Raw genomic sequence first — 17,011 nt, 5'->3', positions numbered from 1 at the left:
TCGCTTTGTTTTTTTGTAACCCTACTCCATTGTCTTATCATACCCAGGGTTAACTAATTATTTCGCCTGTATTCATCTGGTGTTTGGCGTACATATTTTTTAAAGAAACGCGTAAAATAGGAACTGTCTTTAAAATTCAGCCGATACGCAATTTCACTAGCGGATAGATTCGTGGTCATCAACAACCTTTTACTCTCTAATAAAATACGATCTCGAATTAAATCACCCGCAGATTTACCTTTGAGCTTTCTACAAATACTATTCAAATAGTTCGGTGTTACCCTTAAGTGAGTTGCGTATTCTTTAGGGAACTTATATTCGTAAAAATGATTTTCAATCAACTCCTCAAAGTGGTCTAGAAGAATATTAGAATTAACACTTTCATGTTTGATATGATTTTTCCGATCAATCTTTCGCTTAGAAATCAAAAGTATTTCCAGTAAATAGATACGAATCAAATTAATATCCTTATTTATTTCAAGTTTTAGTTCATGTAAAATACTTTGAATCGCATGCTCTACTCGATTTCCTACTGCATTATTTTCTAATAAATTATGGGTGGTGAATCGATTAAAAAATGCTAGCTCTTGGACAAATAAATGATTCGTAATGAATTTGGTCAAAAAAGCAGATTTAAAATTAATGATATATCCTTTAATACTCTTGGTTACACTCCAACGTTGCTGTTCAAAATTACCTACAAAACAAATGTCCCCTTTCTTCAACTCAAATGCCTGCCAATCGGCGTAATATACGCCTTCTCCTTCTGTAATGTAAATGACCTTAAAGAAGTCTTGTTGATTTAGGATAGTTAAACTAGTCGTCCCTAATTGCAAGGCTTGATCTATTTCCATCAATACAAAATCATGTCTGTTTCCGCTTGCATCATATAAAGCATAGTTATCAAAAATAGTATCTTTCATTATAAAGCAATTTTTTACATAAATTTATAAAAATAAACAACAAAAATCAATAATATTTAAAAAATATTAAATCTTTTTAAGTTAAATAAAACTCTCAACATAAGCAAATAAACTATTTATTCATGAATCTAGGAGGTTCAATTGTGTTGAGAAACAAAAAAATTATTCAGCTGTTCACGGGATAGAACAGCTGAATATTCTTTCTTTTTAAAACTAGATTTTTTAAAAAGATCCTTCTTGCGACTATGAGCTTTTATGTTGTACGCCTTACATGGCTACAATGATGAATTCACTGCGTCTATTGACTTGATGCTCAGTTTCTGTACAACGTACACCATTGCTACAAGAATTGAGCAACTGTGTTTCTCCATAGCCACGTCCAGTTAAACGACTGGCTTCTATTCCTTGGTCTTTCATCCACTGAATGGTGGCTTTTACTCGACGATCAGATAGGTTTAAATTATAGGTGTCATTTCCTCTACTATCCGTATGAGAACGGACATCAATTTTCATGGTTGGATGCGCACGCATTACTTCTACAATCTTCATCAATTCGATTGCTGCATCTTGTCGGATAATAGCCTTATCAAAATCAAAATAGATCGGCTTCAATTGCAATCGCTTAAATAAATCATCGTTAACTTCTAGCGGTTTCGTTGTGCGTTCTAAACCAATATCAAACGTCTTAACTCCTGGGTCACGATTAAGTGTAAAAACTAATTCGATCGTATTATAAGCTTGTTTTTCTGCTTTTATACGGTATTTCACTCCACAATTTAAATCTGAAATAACATAGCGCCCTTGATTATTTGTGTACAGTGTATCGCTTTTTTGATACAAGGCATCTGAAACGATAATAGACGCATTGACAAGTAATTCTTTTGTATCTAAGTCATAAACCGTTCCTTCAATACTTTGTTTACATGGTTTTGTTGTGAATAGATAAATATCATCCGCTCCTTTACCTCCTGCTCGATTGGAACTTACAAAACCTTTCCCATCTTTTGGATCCAAATACAATCCGAAATCATCGAGACTGCTATTAATGGGCTCGCCCATATTAACGACAGGACCAAAACTACCGTCTGGATACATTTTAGCAACAAAAACATCCATTCCTCCTAATCCAGGATGGCCATCTGAAGCAAAGTACAATTGGTAATCGGAGGAAATAAAAGGAAAACTTTCTCTACCTTCTGTATTGATTGCTTTTCCTAAATTTTCCACTGGGCCATAACCGTTGTTTTGATACACTGCAACGCGATATAGATCTGATTGCCCCAACGTTCCTTTTCGGTCCGAAGCAAAATACAACCACTTCCCATCAGGAGTTAAAGCAGGATGGGCAGTATTGAAATTATCCGAATTAATTGGCAATTCCAATACTTGTCCCCACGACCCATCCGTTTGCTTTAAAGCACTGTATATTTTCAACGAAGAATTATGCGCTTTATTCTGCTTGCTTTTCCCACTTGGTTTTGCATTATTTCTGGTAAAGAACATGTGGTTCCCATCTGCGGTAAAAACAGCAGTAGCGTCATTGACATAAGCTGCTTCGTCCAGAGGAAAACGCTCTGGATTACCGATTCCATTTTCGTCAATTTTTACTTGATACAAACGCGTATAGCTTTCATTCGTCCACGAGTGAATCTTACTTTTACTTTGATGATCTGTATCTCGAGCTGTTGTGAATACAAACTGATTGCCAAGTAACGTCCCACCATAATCAGAATAAGCACTATTCAAAGGCAACAACTGAATATCATAGCGATTGGAATGCTTCTCAATATGCTCGAGATAAGCTCGATTTTTATTGTACTCTTCTACTCTTTGATCTTGTTTTTCAATGAGTGCAAATTGATTCATCAATTCTTGAGATTTCTCGTAATTCTTAATCGCTCTCAATGTTTGGCTATAGCGATAATAATATTCCGAAGGAAGTTCACTTACATTTTTATTCTCGTATTGTCCTTCAAACAATTCCGTATACCATTTATTCGCTTCTGTTAATTTTCCGTTGAAATAGTACGCATCAGCTAAATTTTGTAAGATAGAACTATTGATATAGCCTTTTTCTGCCATGCGTTCATAAATCTGAATAGCGTCGATATAGGCCGTTCGATCAAAGCTCTTATCGGCTTGTTTTTCTTTTCTGATCTGACCATAACCTAAATTTCCAAGACTTAAGCTAAGCGTCAATAGGCCAACTTGTATGATTTGTTTTACCATAATACTTTCTTTTAGAAGAACCTCGGCGCAGCAACGCGCTTGTAGCTGTTAAACAAACTAAAACGCATAAATATTTCGTGTGAGCCTGAATTATATCGGGCTAACTTACTCGTTTCAGCATCATAACTGTATCCAACGAAAATATTCTCAGATACCTGAAACCCAACGAGCCCACTTACTGCAGCATCCCAACGATATGCTGCCCCAAGGGTAAACTTATCTAAGAACATAAAGTTGGCACTGACATCCATCTGCAAAGGGGAACCTTGTTCCATTTTCACCATAGCAGCTGGTTTGAATTTCAAATTGGGATTCAAGTCAAAGACATAGCCTCCTGTTAGATACATATGCATTTTTTGGCGAAGTGTTCTCACCTCATTATCATCATAGCGCGATCTCGTTAAGAGATGAGGCGCTGACAATCCGACATAAGCCTTATCGGAATACAAGAATAACCCTGCTCCAATATTAGGCGAAAATTCATTCTTAATATCGTCTTCTGCCACAGGATCCGTTGGATTGTAAATATGTAATTTACTGTAATTTACATCCAGTAAGTTCGCGGATCCCTTTAAACCAAAGGCCAGTTTATATTGGTGATTCAAGTCAATCGCATAGGATAAATCAACGGACAACGTATTATCATCCATAACTCCCAAATGATCATTGACAAAATTCACTCCCAATCCCAGTCCAGAATCTCCCAACGGGGTATTAACAGAAAGGGTGGCTGTTTTAGGCGCACCTTCTAGCCCTACCCATTGTGTGCGATACAATCCGAATATCTGTAGTCCTTCTCTGCTTCCTGCATAAGCAGGATTAATATTAGAATGATTATACATGTATTGGGTATATTGTGGATCTTGCTGTGCATACGTTTGCGTTATACCAACCAAACCTAAGCTTAGAAGAAATACGGTACGTGTTGTCTTTTTTAGTCTCATGTTTTTGTGGTTTAATTGGTCTCTAAATGTAAGTTAGCCGCTTTCTTAATCATGCGACTACCATTTGCATCGGTATGTTCGTATGTCACAATATAGTAGTACGTTCCGCTCGGTAATTTTTTCTTTTTATCAACCGTTATTTTACCTTCTGAATATCCATTAAATACATTCATACTTCCATCTCCATTTGGATCATATCCGGTTGTTTCATATACTTTCACTCCCCAACGGTTGTAAATTTCCACTCGGTTATTCGGATATTTACGGATATTATCTATGATGAAATAATCATTTTTACCATCCCCATCGGGTGTTACTAAGTTATAAATGACTACATCTCCTTCTAAAATCCAATCGTCTTTTACCGTTCCTAAAGTGAAGTATCCAAAATTTTTAATTTTTGCTGGTGTAGAAACAGTCTTGGAAGACATGTCTACTACTCCGCCTTCATCTACCCAGAGCTGTTGTTTATCATCCCAACGAAGAATGTGAAGCTCACGTTCCACATCAGTCAATAAAGAAGGTAAGGTGGTTCGTTCATCCCAGCTTAAGCTTAAAATAACCGTTTCTACCTCTTTAGACTTTCCTTCCAATTTCCAGTATTCTCTGTTGTTCACTTCTTTCACAACACCTGTCGCGGTTTTATGCGTTTCAAAGAACGCCGTATCATTGAAACGATATTCTGCTACAATAGCATCCGTTGTGCTCTTAGGAGCACTAATAATTGCTTGTCGAAAATACGTTTGATCGCCAATTGGAAATTCAAATCGTTCATTGCCTATTTTTTCCACCTTTCCTTCTGCATGTGAACGATCACTTGTACTAGAAGCCATTGCTCCTTCATGGAACGTTAACATACCGTAGGATCCTTTTGTTATAGGATTGAACGATTCATCTACTTTTACAATTCCCTCTTTAAACTCCAATGTACCAAAAACATCCATGTTGTTTTTAAGATCAAAAGCAACCTCTGGTTTACTGTTATCTAATTCGACATTATAAAATTGAGAGAATGCATTACCACTAATCAGTTGAATGCCTTCTTCGCCTTCATATCGTTTAAAAACGGCTCTACTGTTATTCGTAGCTCTACTTTTGCTGCCACTATAACCATAATGACCATCGTTATTAAAATTTCGAAAAAAGTAAACTGTTCCATCGTTAATTACTTTGCCCTCCGCTGTATTGGTAAAGTCAAAGCGAGTTGCGAGTGTTTCATCAGATGCCACAAATATTACTCCTGTATTGACCATTACCTGTTGCACTGTATTTTGTGCCTGAACTATGCCTCCTGCCAAAAGGCTAAGGGCAAGTCCTATTGTATACTTTGTCTTTTTCATGTTCTAGAATTTTAAACTGTGCTTGCTATTTTTACCAAATTTACAAGGGAATATCCTTATTTGACTTTCCAAAAAGACCATTCTTTTCCGTTAAAAATGCACAACATTTTTGACACCGTATCAAATGCCATCGTTCCGGCTTTTGGGCTTAAAATATTCAAATGTGGGCTTTCCATTTTTGGTAAAACCATCGCTTTACTGTTCGATTCTAAAACAAGAACCCCAGATGCGGTTGAAGTTCGGCTTCCTAAAACAGACGGCGTCACAGTTGCATCTTCAGCAAAGGGTTGCTGCATACCTAGGTCGACATTCCCTTCTTGGATAGACAGATCTACCCAAGTGGACTCCGTGCCTCCTTTATAGTATTTTACTTTTTTGTCACTTGAATCAAAAATTAAAGTACCTCCAACAGGCGTAGTCACTTGTTGTGCGCCGGTTACCCAAGGCAAGATGATACCTCGATTATCATTGGTTTTAAAATCGAGGATTACATCGCTTCCTTCGACCATTTTTTTTCCAATAGCCGTTTGTCCTATCGCTGAAGTAATACTCAAGCAAGAGCAGAGGATAAAGAAAACGAATGATTTATTTATAATATTTGTCATAGCAATTCAAATTTAGAGTAGTGGAAAAAGGAATTCACACGTGTTCCTTCCTCTTTCCACAGTGATTAACTATTCATCCACACATCCTTGATCTAAACAGCCCCAATTGGTTCCGTTATACATCTTCAGACAATTGATTGTTGTATCATATACTAGCATTCCTTCCACTGGACTTAGTCTTTCGATTTGAGTCGTAGTCAAACGCGTAATAACAAATCCTTTTGTTTTTGATTCTAGTACCATGAAGGCATTTCCTCGATTCGGAATCCACGTTTTATCCGGTCTGTTTAGCGTCGTAATAGCCAAATAACCTGATGAATCCAATATATTGCCACTATCTCCTTCTACTGGATCGTAGTAACAAACGGAACAGTACTCTACTTCTAAAGACCCATATACTTCTGATGTTGTACTATTTAAACACAAATCATCCGATTCATTCAACAATTCAAAATCAATATACAAGGGTGATTCTCTTTGTCCTAAATCAGGATTAAGCGGATCAATATCTTCCATAACGATTCCTGCACGATTTGGTGCTTTCACTTTGAATGTCAATGTATGATCTCCTGGAGGGAGTACAAAATCTTCGATAATCAAACTACCCAATTCAGAAGTATCCACAATCACTGAACCTCCAAAACTAAGGGATTCAGAAGTCAAGGAATTATTTACATACGTAAATTCTTCATTAAAGTTGAACTCTGACATCATATCCTGAATGCTAAACGCATTTGGATTTTTCACTTTAACAGCTACCGTAACGACATCATTTTCAACATAACATCCTTTATCTGTTAATGCACTTACCACTTCTATAGGTAAAGGTCTTGCTGTTGGGTCTCCTGTTGCTAACGTACGCGTTGGTTCACATCCCGTAGACAAACGATCACAGCTCAGCAATTCTACTGTTCTAGCTGGCCCATCAAGCGGTTGATAACTCAGTTTTCCTCTGTTTTCATATACTCCTGCCGGTGCATCAAGGTCAAAAATAGCCTTCGCTCTAAAGGTCAGGGTTGATGTACCTGGTACTTCTATGTTTTGAATATCAAGTGTACTGCTTTGTGCATACGCGTTAATTGTAGCTTGAGCAACTGCAGTATCATCAATTGACAACGACTCACCTACCCATTTCATCCCTGCAGGTAATACATCAGAGAAATTCACCTTGTATGGCGCACAGTTTGTATTTGCGATGCGGAACGTATACGTTGCTTCTTCGCATAGTAACATTTCTGGTGGGCCTTGTTTGGTGAAGATTAAGCCTTCTTCATTTGGTTCTGGTAATGGAAGTAAACAATAGAAATCCATAGGGCCTATTCCCATGCGCATATTTCCGGCACCATTTTTACCTGTAAACGTATGAACAACATAGATTTTCTCTACAGGAACATCAAATTCTACATACATTCTTCCTTTAGGAGAAGCATAACTTGATGATTTATTTCCTTTTGCTCTATTTTCCTCAATTTTATAGGTTGGTTTAGCAGAAACATAACTTAGATTTGGCATGACGATTCCCGCTCCACAAACTCCATATACTTCGATATTACTATAGCGATGGCCATAGCGATCAACTTCAAAAATTTCAAATGAACTCGCTGCTGCTTTTAAAGAACCATTCTGTTTGAGCACAACTTCGGTCACCATTTTCTTATCTCCTGAACCTCTTCTTCTGTATTCTCTTAAGGAGCGATACGTTGAAGGTCGAGGGTAACGGCTTCTCAAAGAAGAAGGTGTCTCTACTGTTACTTTTACATCAGCTGTAAATCCATCTCCTAAATTAAACGTTTGTGCAGTAGATCCTTTTGCCCAGCTATTCTTGGTAAATTCTAATCGTTTTACGCCACTAAAATCGCAAGACTCACAAATTCCTGGCAATGCTTTTGCTGCAAATGTAAAATAGGTGAATTGGTCTTTCGGAAATTTATAATTCACTTGGTGTCCATCGTATAAGTATTCCATTGGAATAACGCGATCCCATTGGTTAGCCGTTAATTTACCGGGAGAATCTGCAACAAGTAAAAACACTTGCCAGTTGGGTCCATTGAAAGGGAATTGTGAATCTGCCACACGTACAAGTACACTCTGATCGAAATCTGTATTATCGACCATCCAGATTCTACCGCTTAATTTGGAATCCATTTCTCCACAAATTGTTTGATTTCCAGCGAAAGAGAAACGCGTTAATGCACCATCATTATGTCCCCAAGTCAGTGCCGTTCTATCTTTTTTAATTACGCCTAATATCGGATCATTCCCTAACTTTGTTCCTACTCCCATGTGGACAATCGACCCTAAATCGGTTGATTTTGACTGGTAGTTGTATAAATCTGCATCGTCATCACGTACAACCGAAGCCACATTGTGATGGAAATTTCTATGTGATGCATCATTACCATTCCAAATGGATGTATTATCGGAAAGTAAATAGTTGAAATTCTCGGATCCAAACGTTCCTAACTTGATTGTAATGGCATATTTGATTCCTAAATAAGAGTTGATTCTCGATTTTTCATTAGCCGTTAATGCTCCTTCATATAAAATTACCTCAGGCATCATCCCTTTTAAGGTGTAGCTTTTAGAGGAACTCCCTAGTCCTAACATCCCAGGTCCGTTCATCAACACGTTGGTATATTTATGGTTTACTGTTTCGGAATGTCCACCATCAAACTCAAAGGTAACATTTGTTCCTACCTTCCAGTGATACCCAGCAATCGTCGTTGCTCCTGTATTAAACAATCGACTCGGGCTATTGGTCAATCCAGAAGAACCGATACGTCCTAATCCATCGACATTATTCGAACCTCCTTTATATACACCAAAAGATGGTCTTCTGGCATTGGTTCCGATGGTCTGTTGACCAAATCCAATAAAATAAGATCGTGATGAACTTTCAAAATCGTGATTCACTACGGCATAAAAAGCAACATCCTCAGGCACAGCCTTCGACATGGCCGCTTTATCCGTAATCAAATAATCTTCCCACTTACGGAAATAAGGCGTTGGGTGGAAGTTTGTTTGCTCTTCAGCGTCTAAGTATAAAGGAGCTGATCCATTCGCACCTCTTTTTCTATACGTTGTTCCCATCCCCGAGTGATCTACCCAGTTTACCACCTCTCCTCGATTATCTACTGTAATGGTATTTTTCTTTGACGCATTTAACCACATTCTCAGTCCGTTGCTTACTCCACCAGGAGCAACAAATTCAGAAGTAAATCCAATATAATCCCCATCGTTAATGACCACGTTTTTGGCCACTCCATCTACTACTTTGTAAATACGCGATTGACTTGGAGGGAAATTTGGATTGGCACTTACCAATAACCAGGTTCCAATTCCTATACGAGCATTCACCGTATAAGAACTTTGTCCTGTTGCTTTGGCCTTAAGTTTATAGTTAAATAAAGTCGTTAATTTTTCTTGCTTCACCACGCCTGTTACAGGATCTGTGTGCACCTGTAAGGTGTAATTCATAAAGGCCGTGCCTGCTAAATGTGCATACGGTTGATTTCCCTCTAACCCATTTGCTCCAAACATCAAGGCATTTTTATCTGCTAATATGGATGGATTTTCTGCGTTAGTCTCATGAAAATCTCCTAATGAAACAGCTAAAGCAGGATTATCCGTACTCATGGCTTGCTTTTGATACAATCCACTTTGATCATCTCTTGCGATACCAAAAACATCTTTTGCATAATCATAATACCCTGGTAAAACGCTACTATAAATAGGAGTTCCATTGGATAAAATATAGTTACCATCTAAACTTACCCCATATTTAACACCAAAATGGGTATTAATTTTACGCAATTCATCTGTTGTTAAAACCGCTCCAGAAGTTCCTGCTGGTTTAGACAAAACAATAACCTCCATGATCTCTCCATAGTAGTAATAGGGGTTGGTCGTTCCTGAACTCGCTCCTCCAATTATACTTTTTGTTTGTCCCGTTGCCATCGTTCGCCCTGCCATGGTTGAGGTACTCGCTACCCCATTGAGTATTTGACTCTGTGGTGTAGCTGTTTTATTTGGCATCATTGCAATACCAATACCGTAAATATTCCCCTCATTGCTGTGGGTATAGGAGCTTCCTCTCGTTTCATGCCACAAGCGTTGAGCCGTTGATCCCGTACCTGCTGTCCAACCGTAGTTATCACCACTAGATGCGGTATTTAACGTAAAAACAGGAGCATATTTTAATGAACCTGAAAAAGATTCATTTTCTAAACGAGAAATCCAAATGACAAAATAGGATTTATTGGGATCCATCTGAAAATTCCCAACCGATTCTAATCTTCGTCTTTCATTATTGGCTGTAGTTGCATCTTCGTCATTATAGAACTCTACAGCTGGATGAAAGTTCATCGCCGATTTAATAAATCTAGGATAATAGCCTGTGGTATTTGTAAAGTGCCTTGAATTTCCAGACTTATCCATCCAAATTGATACATCATCCCCATCATGTATCGGTGTAGTTGCCAATTCATCTGCTTTTAACCAATATTCTATGGTTGTTCCAGTTACTCCTCCTGGAGTTTGAGCCATAACCAACATAGAACATAGGAAAAACATTATTAAATATACTTTTTTCATACATTTTTCTTTTTTAAATCCCTGCTGAAATCGCTTTCAGCAAGGATATTGTTACTGATGTTGCTTATTTTTTCTCCATTAATTTCTCCAATTTTTCTAATCGTTCTAAGACTGTCGCTTGTTCTTTTTTCAATTGATCAATTTGGTCTTGTTGTTCGATTGTATGTAGGAATAATTCTTCCACTTTTTCTAATAACTCAACAGAAAGATTGGTTAAATCAAATCCATAACCGCTTTCGTTTTTATTTAACTCACTGATTGGTGTAACACCTGGTAAGTGATGGTTCTCTTTAACGAATCTTGCAATATCGGTTAGTGTATTAAATTTGTATGTCAGTTTGATATCTGAGCTACCTGTAAAATACTTTTCAAATACGTAATCCGCATATACCGCATTGGTTGTAAAATACTTCCCTGTTGTTACGACATCTCCAGCTACAAATAGTTTAGCTGTCGTTTCTGTAGCAGGAATCTGACTGGCTCCAATAGCAATCGTACCTGTTTGGTAAATATTTTGTGTATTCAATGTCGCTATAGTAGATGAACCTTGTACCAACCATGGTGAAGCTGATAGTACAGATTGATCAGCCCAGCTAGGAATATTGCTTCCATTCGTCACTAACACTTGATTTGGTGAAAGAGATCTAGCCATATCTTCTAGTAGGATTGTTCCATCCTTGATATGTGCAGTTGTTATTCCATCATCTGCAACCTTAATACTCGCTTCTTTTAATAGCGTTCCTGTACCATTTGTTACTGTGATTGACGCATCTGATTTTAACTCTTTACCTGCTGTAATCTTAGTAACATCAACTTCTGGTGTACCAGGTACCCAAGATGTTCCATCAAACACTAAAGCTTGTCCATCTGCAACTGTCGCAGCACTTACAGGATTACCCTGAATTTTAGACAAAGTTGTTGCTCCAGTTGCTCCAGTTACGTCTCCAGCTAAGGTTGTGCTTCCTAAATCAACTTCTTCTTTGGATCCGTCTTCTTTGATGTAGTAATATTTGTTGTTGGTTACATCATAGTAAACATTTCCATATTGATCTTTTAATTGATTAATCACTTCCGTAACAAAAGTGGTATTCGAAGCAATTTCCTTCACGTCCAACTGTACTGTATTTCCATCAGAATCAGTAATCGTCAACATATTCGCATCCAACGTAAAACTAGTATTCGTTGTATTGATCGATGACCAATCCACTTCTTCTTTAGATCCGTCTTCTTTGATATAGTAAAACTTGCTATCTGTTACATTATAGAACACATTTCCGTATTTACCTTTTAATTTACTAACGATATTTGTTACAAACTCCTCATTATTCGTCAACTCATTAACAAACGTTGAGTTGTTCGCAATTTCCTTAACATCCAACTGTACTGTATTTCCATCTGAATCAGTAATCGTTAGCATATCAGCGTCAAGCGTAAAACTTACGTTGGTGGTATTGATCGATGACCAATCAATTTCTCCTTGGGTTCCGTCGTCTTTGATGTAGTAGAATTTATTATTCGTAACATCATAGAATACGTTTCCGTATTTACCTTTCAGCTTGTTTACAATCTGAGTAATCAACGTTTCGTTACTCGTCAAGTTTGTGATAAACTCTTCGTTGCTAGTCAATTCTGTAATAAACGTTGAATTGTTCGCAATTTCCTTCACGTCTAACTGTACTGTATTTCCATCAGAATCGGTAATCGTCAACATATCAGCAACTAAAGTAAAACTAACGTTGGTGGTATTGATTGATGACCAATCAATTTCTCCTTGAGTTCCATCGTCTTTGATGTAGTAGAATTTATTATTGGTTACATCGTAGAATACGTTTCCATATTTGCCTTTCAGTTTGTTTACAATCTGAGTAATCAACGTTTCGTTACTCGTTAAGTTTGTGATAAACTCTTCGTTACTTGTCAATTCCGTAATGAAAGTAGAATTGTTCGCAATTTCCTTCACGTCTAACTGAACTTTGTTTCCATCGGAATCGGTAACCGTTAGCATATCAGCGTCCAACGTAAAACTTACGTTGGTGGTATTGATTGATGACCAATCGATTTCGCCTTGGGTTCCGTCGTCTTTGATGTAGTAGAATTTGTTATTCGTTACATCATAGAATACATTTCCGTATTTACCTTTCAGCTTATTGATGATTTCTGTGATGAATTCGTTGTTGTTGGTAATTGCCGTTACAAATTCCTCGTTATTCGTTAACTCCGTAATGAAAGTAGAATTGTTTGCAATTTCCTTCACGTCTAACTGAACTTTGTTTCCATCAGAATCGGTAACCGTTAGCATATCTGCATCTAACGTAAAACTTACGTTGGTTGTGTTGATTGATGACCAATCAATTTCGCCTTGGGTTCCGTCATCTTTGATGTAGTAGAACTTGTTGTTCGTCACATCGTAGAATACGTTTCCGTATTTTCCTTTCAGCTTGTTAATGATCTCCGTGATGAATTCATTGTTGTTGGTAATCGCCGTTACAAATTCCTCATTGTTCGTTAACTCCGTAATGAAAGTAGAATTGTTCGCAATTTCCTTAACGTCTAACTGTACTTTGTTTCCATCGGAATCGGTAACCGTTAGCATATCTGCATCCAGCGTAAAACTTACGTTGGTGGTATTGATTGATGACCAATCGATTTCGCCTTGGGTTCCGTCGTCTTTGATGTAGTAGAATTTGTTGTTCGTCACATCATAGAATACATTTCCGTATTTACCTTTCAACTTGTTTACAATCTGAGTAATCAACGTTTCGTTACTCGTCAAGTTTGTGATAAACTCTTCGTTACTAGTCAATTCCGTAATGAAAGTAGAATTGTTCGCAATTTCCTTAACGTCTAACTGTACTGTATTTCCATCAGAATCAGTAATCGTCAACATATCAGCATCTAACGTAAAACTTACGTTGGTGGTATTGATTGATGACCAATCGATTTCGCCTTGGGTTCCGTCGTCTTTGATGTAGTAGAATTTGTTGTTCGTTACATCATAGAATACGTTTCCATATTTACCTTTCAGCTTGTTTACAATCTGAGTAATCAACGTTTCGTTACTCGTTAAGTTTGTGATAAACTCTTCGTTGCTAGTCAATTCCGTAATAAACGTTGAGTTGTTCGCAATTTCCTTCACATCCAACTGAACTTTGTTTCCATCGGAATCGGTAACCGTTAGCATATCAGCGTCAAGCGTAAAACTTACGTTGGTTGTATTGATCGATGACCAATCGATTTCGCCTTGGGTTCCATCGTCTTTGATGTAGTAGAATTTGTTGTTCGTTACATCATAGAATACATTTCCGTATTTACCTTTCAGCTTGTTGATGATTTCTGTGATGAATTCATTGTTGTTGGTAATCGCCGTTACAAATTCCTCATTGTTCGTTAACTCGGTAATGAACGTCGAATTGTTTGCAATTTCCTTAACATCCAACTGAACTTTGTTTCCATCTGAATCAGTAATCGTCAACATATCTACATCTAACGTAAAACTTACGTTGGTGGTATTGATCGATGACCAATCAATTTCTCCTTGAGTTCCATCGTCTTTGATGTAGTAGAATTTGTTGTTCGTCACATCATAGAATACATTTCCGTATTTGCCTTTCAGCTTGTTTACAATATGAGTAATCAACGTTTCGTTACTCGTTAAGTTTGTGATAAACTCCTCGTTACTAGTTAATTCTGTAATGAAGGTAGAATTGTTTGCGATTTCCTTCACATCCAACTGAACTTTGTTTCCATCAGAATCGGTAACCGTTAGCATATCTGCATCTAAAGTGAAGCTAACGTTGGTGGTATTGATCGATGACCAGTCGATTTCGCCTTGAGTTCCATCGTCTTTGATGTAGTAGAATTTGTTGTTCGTTACATCATAGAATACGTTTCCGTATTTGCCTTTCAGCTTGTTGATGATTTCTGTGATGAATTCGTTGTTGTTGGTAATCGCCGTTACAAATTCCTCGTTGTTCGTTAACTCCGTAATGAAAGTAGAATTGTTTGCAATTTCCTTAACATCCAACTGAACTTTGTTTCCATCAGAATCGGTAACCGTTAGCATGTCAGCGTCCAACGTAAAACTAACGTTGGTGGTATTGATCGATGACCAATCAATTTCTCCTTGAGTTCCATCGTCTTTGATGTAGTAGAATTTGTTGTTCGTCACATCATAGAATACATTTCCGTATTTGCCTTTCAGCTTGTTGATGATCTCGGTGATGAATTCGTTGTTGTTGGTAATCGCCGTTACAAATTCCTCATTGTTCGTTAACTCTGTAATGAACGTCGAATTGTTTGCAATTTCCTTCACATCCAACTGAACTTTGTTTCCATCAGAATCGGTAACCGTTAGCATATCTGCATCTAACGTAAAACTTACGTTGGTTGTGTTGATTGATGACCAATCAATTTCGCCTTGGGTTCCGTCGTCTTTGATGTAGTAGAATTTGTTGTTCGTTACATCATAGAATACGTTTCCATATTTACCTTTCAGCTTGTTGATGATCTCGGTGATGAATTCGTTGTTGTTGGTAATCGCCGTTACAAATTCCTCATTGTTCGTTAACTCTGTAATGAACGTCGAATTGTTTGCAATTTCCTTAACATCCAACTGAACTTTGTTTCCATCTGAATCAGTAATCGTCAACATATCTACATCTAACGTAAAACTTACGTTGGTGGTATTGATCGATGACCAATCAATTTCTCCTTGAGTTCCATCGTCTTTGATGTAGTAGAATTTGTTGTTCGTCACATCATAGAATACATTTCCGTATTTGCCTTTCAGCTTGTTTATGATCTCGGTGATGAATTCATTATTGTTGGTAATTGCCGTTACAAATTCCTCATTGTTCGTTAACTCTGTAATGAACGTCGAATTGTTTGCAATTTCCTTAACATCCAACTGAACTTTGTTTCCATCAGAATCGGTAACCGTTAGCATATCAGCATCTAAAGTGAAGCTAACGTTAGTGGTATTGATCGATGACCAATCAATTTCGCCTTGGGTTCCATCGTCTTTAATGTAGTAGAATTTGTTGTTTGTTACATCATAGAATACATTTCCGTATTTGCCTTTCAGCTTGTTTACAATAGTTGTAACGAAGTCTTCATTATTCGTAAGTTCTGAAATAAATACGGTATTATTGGCGATGTCTTTGACGTCTAATTGTATTTTATTACCATCTGAATCTTTTACAGTTAATTTATCATTTTCTAACGTAAAACTTACGTTGGTTGTATTAATGGATGACCAATCAATTTCCTCTTGTGTGCCATCTTCCTTAATATAGTAGTATTTATTTTCTGTGGCATTGTACACCACATTACCATATTTCCCTTTTAGCTTATTCATAATTTCAGTAATGAAATTTTGATTTTCTGCTAATTTGGTTACGAAGGTTAAGTTGTTCGCAATATCATCTACGTGTAATTGTACTATACTGCGATCTAAATCTGTTACCGTTAAATAATCATTTTCTAAAGTAAAACTTACGTTGGTTGTATTTAAATCTTCCCAAGTAATCAGATTTGGCGCACCATTCTCATCGATATAATAAAACTTATGGTCTACGGTATTGTAATATACGTTACCAAATTTCCCTTGTAGTTTATTGATAATTTCTGTGATGAAATTCGAATTATTAACGATTTCATCTATTCCCATTGAAACGGTATTACCCTCTGAATCTGTAATCGTTAAATCATCATTAATCAAAGTAAAACTTACGTTGGTTGTATTAACGTAGGATTGAGTATTCAACAGGCGAACCCATTTTTCTTTGTCCCAATAGTAGAAACCCGCAGGTAGTCCACCATGTCCTAAATTATACACAAATAAACTTTCAGTTAAATCACCTACAATAGGATCTTTATCTCTCTCACCTTTTAAATTGACTCTTGGAAATAAGACCCCTTTCTTATCAGAGACAATATCAAGTTGACTGGAATTAGCTGGAGTTACTGTTCCTATACCAACTTGGGCAGTTGCAAAACCAGTTGCAAACAATGCCATCAATGGAATAACTTTTCTAATCATATTACAATTTTTAATAAATTTTAATCAACATTTTATTAAAATTAAACATAATTAAAACCTCAAAAACACCAAAAAGCCAAATAACCAATAATTACACCAAAAGGATACTTTGAATTATCTCCATTTTAAAGTCCTCTTTTGCGATTAATACGCAATAAAATGTTCTCAAAAAAATATTTCTTATAAAAATAAAAGTCTGATTTCATCAAAAAAACGATAAATAGCAAGAAAATGGTGTTCTCAAATAAGTAAAAAAGAAAAACAATAAGTAATTAATACAAATTGTGGTTTCGTTGAAATTAACAATTAAAAGCTAAAAAACACCCTGAAAAAATTC

At 36.9% G+C, this 17,011-nt stretch carries 7 protein-coding genes; all 7 read right to left on the bottom strand.

Annotation, left to right across the window (positions count from 1 at the left end; genetic code table 11):
- Positions 1 to 53 precede the first annotated feature (53 nt).
- The 7 genes from M2306_RS04575 to M2306_RS04545 all read right to left on the bottom strand — a co-directional run bounded on the left by M2306_RS04575 (position 54) and on the right by M2306_RS04545 (position 16,674).
- Entirely contained in the window at positions 54 to 923 is an 870-nt protein-coding gene (locus M2306_RS04575; protein ID WP_259190372.1) for an AraC family transcriptional regulator, read from the bottom strand.
- Between the two features lie 267 nt (positions 924 to 1,190).
- Entirely contained in the window at positions 1,191 to 3,152 is a 1,962-nt protein-coding gene (locus M2306_RS04570) for an OmpA family protein (protein ID WP_259190366.1), read from the bottom strand.
- 11 nt (positions 3,153 to 3,163) lie between these two features.
- Positions 3,164 to 4,096, bottom strand: coding sequence for a PorP/SprF family type IX secretion system membrane protein (locus M2306_RS04565; protein WP_002985079.1), 933 nt, complete (start codon positions 4,094 to 4,096; stop codon positions 3,164 to 3,166).
- A gap of 11 nt (positions 4,097 to 4,107) precedes the next feature.
- On the bottom strand, positions 4,108 to 5,436 hold the full coding sequence (locus M2306_RS04560) for a T9SS type B sorting domain-containing protein (protein WP_259190364.1): 1,329 nt from the start codon (positions 5,434 to 5,436) through the stop codon (positions 4,108 to 4,110).
- Between the two features lie 56 nt (positions 5,437 to 5,492).
- Positions 5,493 to 6,041: a phage tail-like protein gene (locus tag M2306_RS04555; RefSeq protein WP_259190363.1), complete on the bottom strand. Its 549-nt coding sequence runs from the start codon at positions 6,039 to 6,041 to the stop codon at positions 5,493 to 5,495.
- Between the two features lie 69 nt (positions 6,042 to 6,110).
- Positions 6,111 to 10,634 (bottom strand): DUF8202 domain-containing protein, encoded by a 4,524-nt coding sequence (locus M2306_RS04550; RefSeq protein ID WP_259190362.1) that lies wholly within the window; start codon positions 10,632 to 10,634, stop codon positions 6,111 to 6,113.
- 64 nt (positions 10,635 to 10,698) lie between these two features.
- Positions 10,699 to 16,674 (bottom strand): phage tail-like protein, encoded by a 5,976-nt coding sequence (locus M2306_RS04545; protein WP_259190358.1) that lies wholly within the window; start codon positions 16,672 to 16,674, stop codon positions 10,699 to 10,701.
- Positions 16,675 to 17,011: the final 337 nt, after the last annotated feature.

Origin of the sequence: Myroides gitamensis, from assembly GCF_029894455.1 — a bacterium.
GTDB classification, from domain to species: Bacteria; Bacteroidota; Bacteroidia; order Flavobacteriales; family Flavobacteriaceae; genus Flavobacterium; species Flavobacterium odoratum.
This window is presented reverse-complemented; position numbering and strand designations above follow the sequence as displayed.

Bases quoted from the DNA above. Each gene is read 5' to 3' on its own strand.
- M2306_RS04545 (WP_259190358.1), bottom strand. From the start codon at position 16,674: ATGATTAGAAAAGTTATTCCATTGATGGCATTGTTTGCAACTGGTTTT.
- M2306_RS04565 (WP_002985079.1), bottom strand. From the start codon at position 4,096: ATGAGACTAAAAAAGACAACACGTACCGTATTTCTTCTAAGCTTAGGT.
- M2306_RS04550 (WP_259190362.1), bottom strand. From the start codon at position 10,634: ATGAAAAAAGTATATTTAATAATGTTTTTCCTATGTTCTATGTTGGTT.
- M2306_RS04555 (WP_259190363.1), bottom strand. From the start codon at position 6,041: ATGACAAATATTATAAATAAATCATTCGTTTTCTTTATCCTCTGCTCT.
- M2306_RS04575 (WP_259190372.1), bottom strand. From the start codon at position 923: ATGAAAGATACTATTTTTGATAACTATGCTTTATATGATGCAAGCGGA.
- M2306_RS04570 (WP_259190366.1), bottom strand. From the start codon at position 3,152: ATGGTAAAACAAATCATACAAGTTGGCCTATTGACGCTTAGCTTAAGT.
- M2306_RS04560 (WP_259190364.1), bottom strand. From the start codon at position 5,436: ATGAAAAAGACAAAGTATACAATAGGACTTGCCCTTAGCCTTTTGGCA.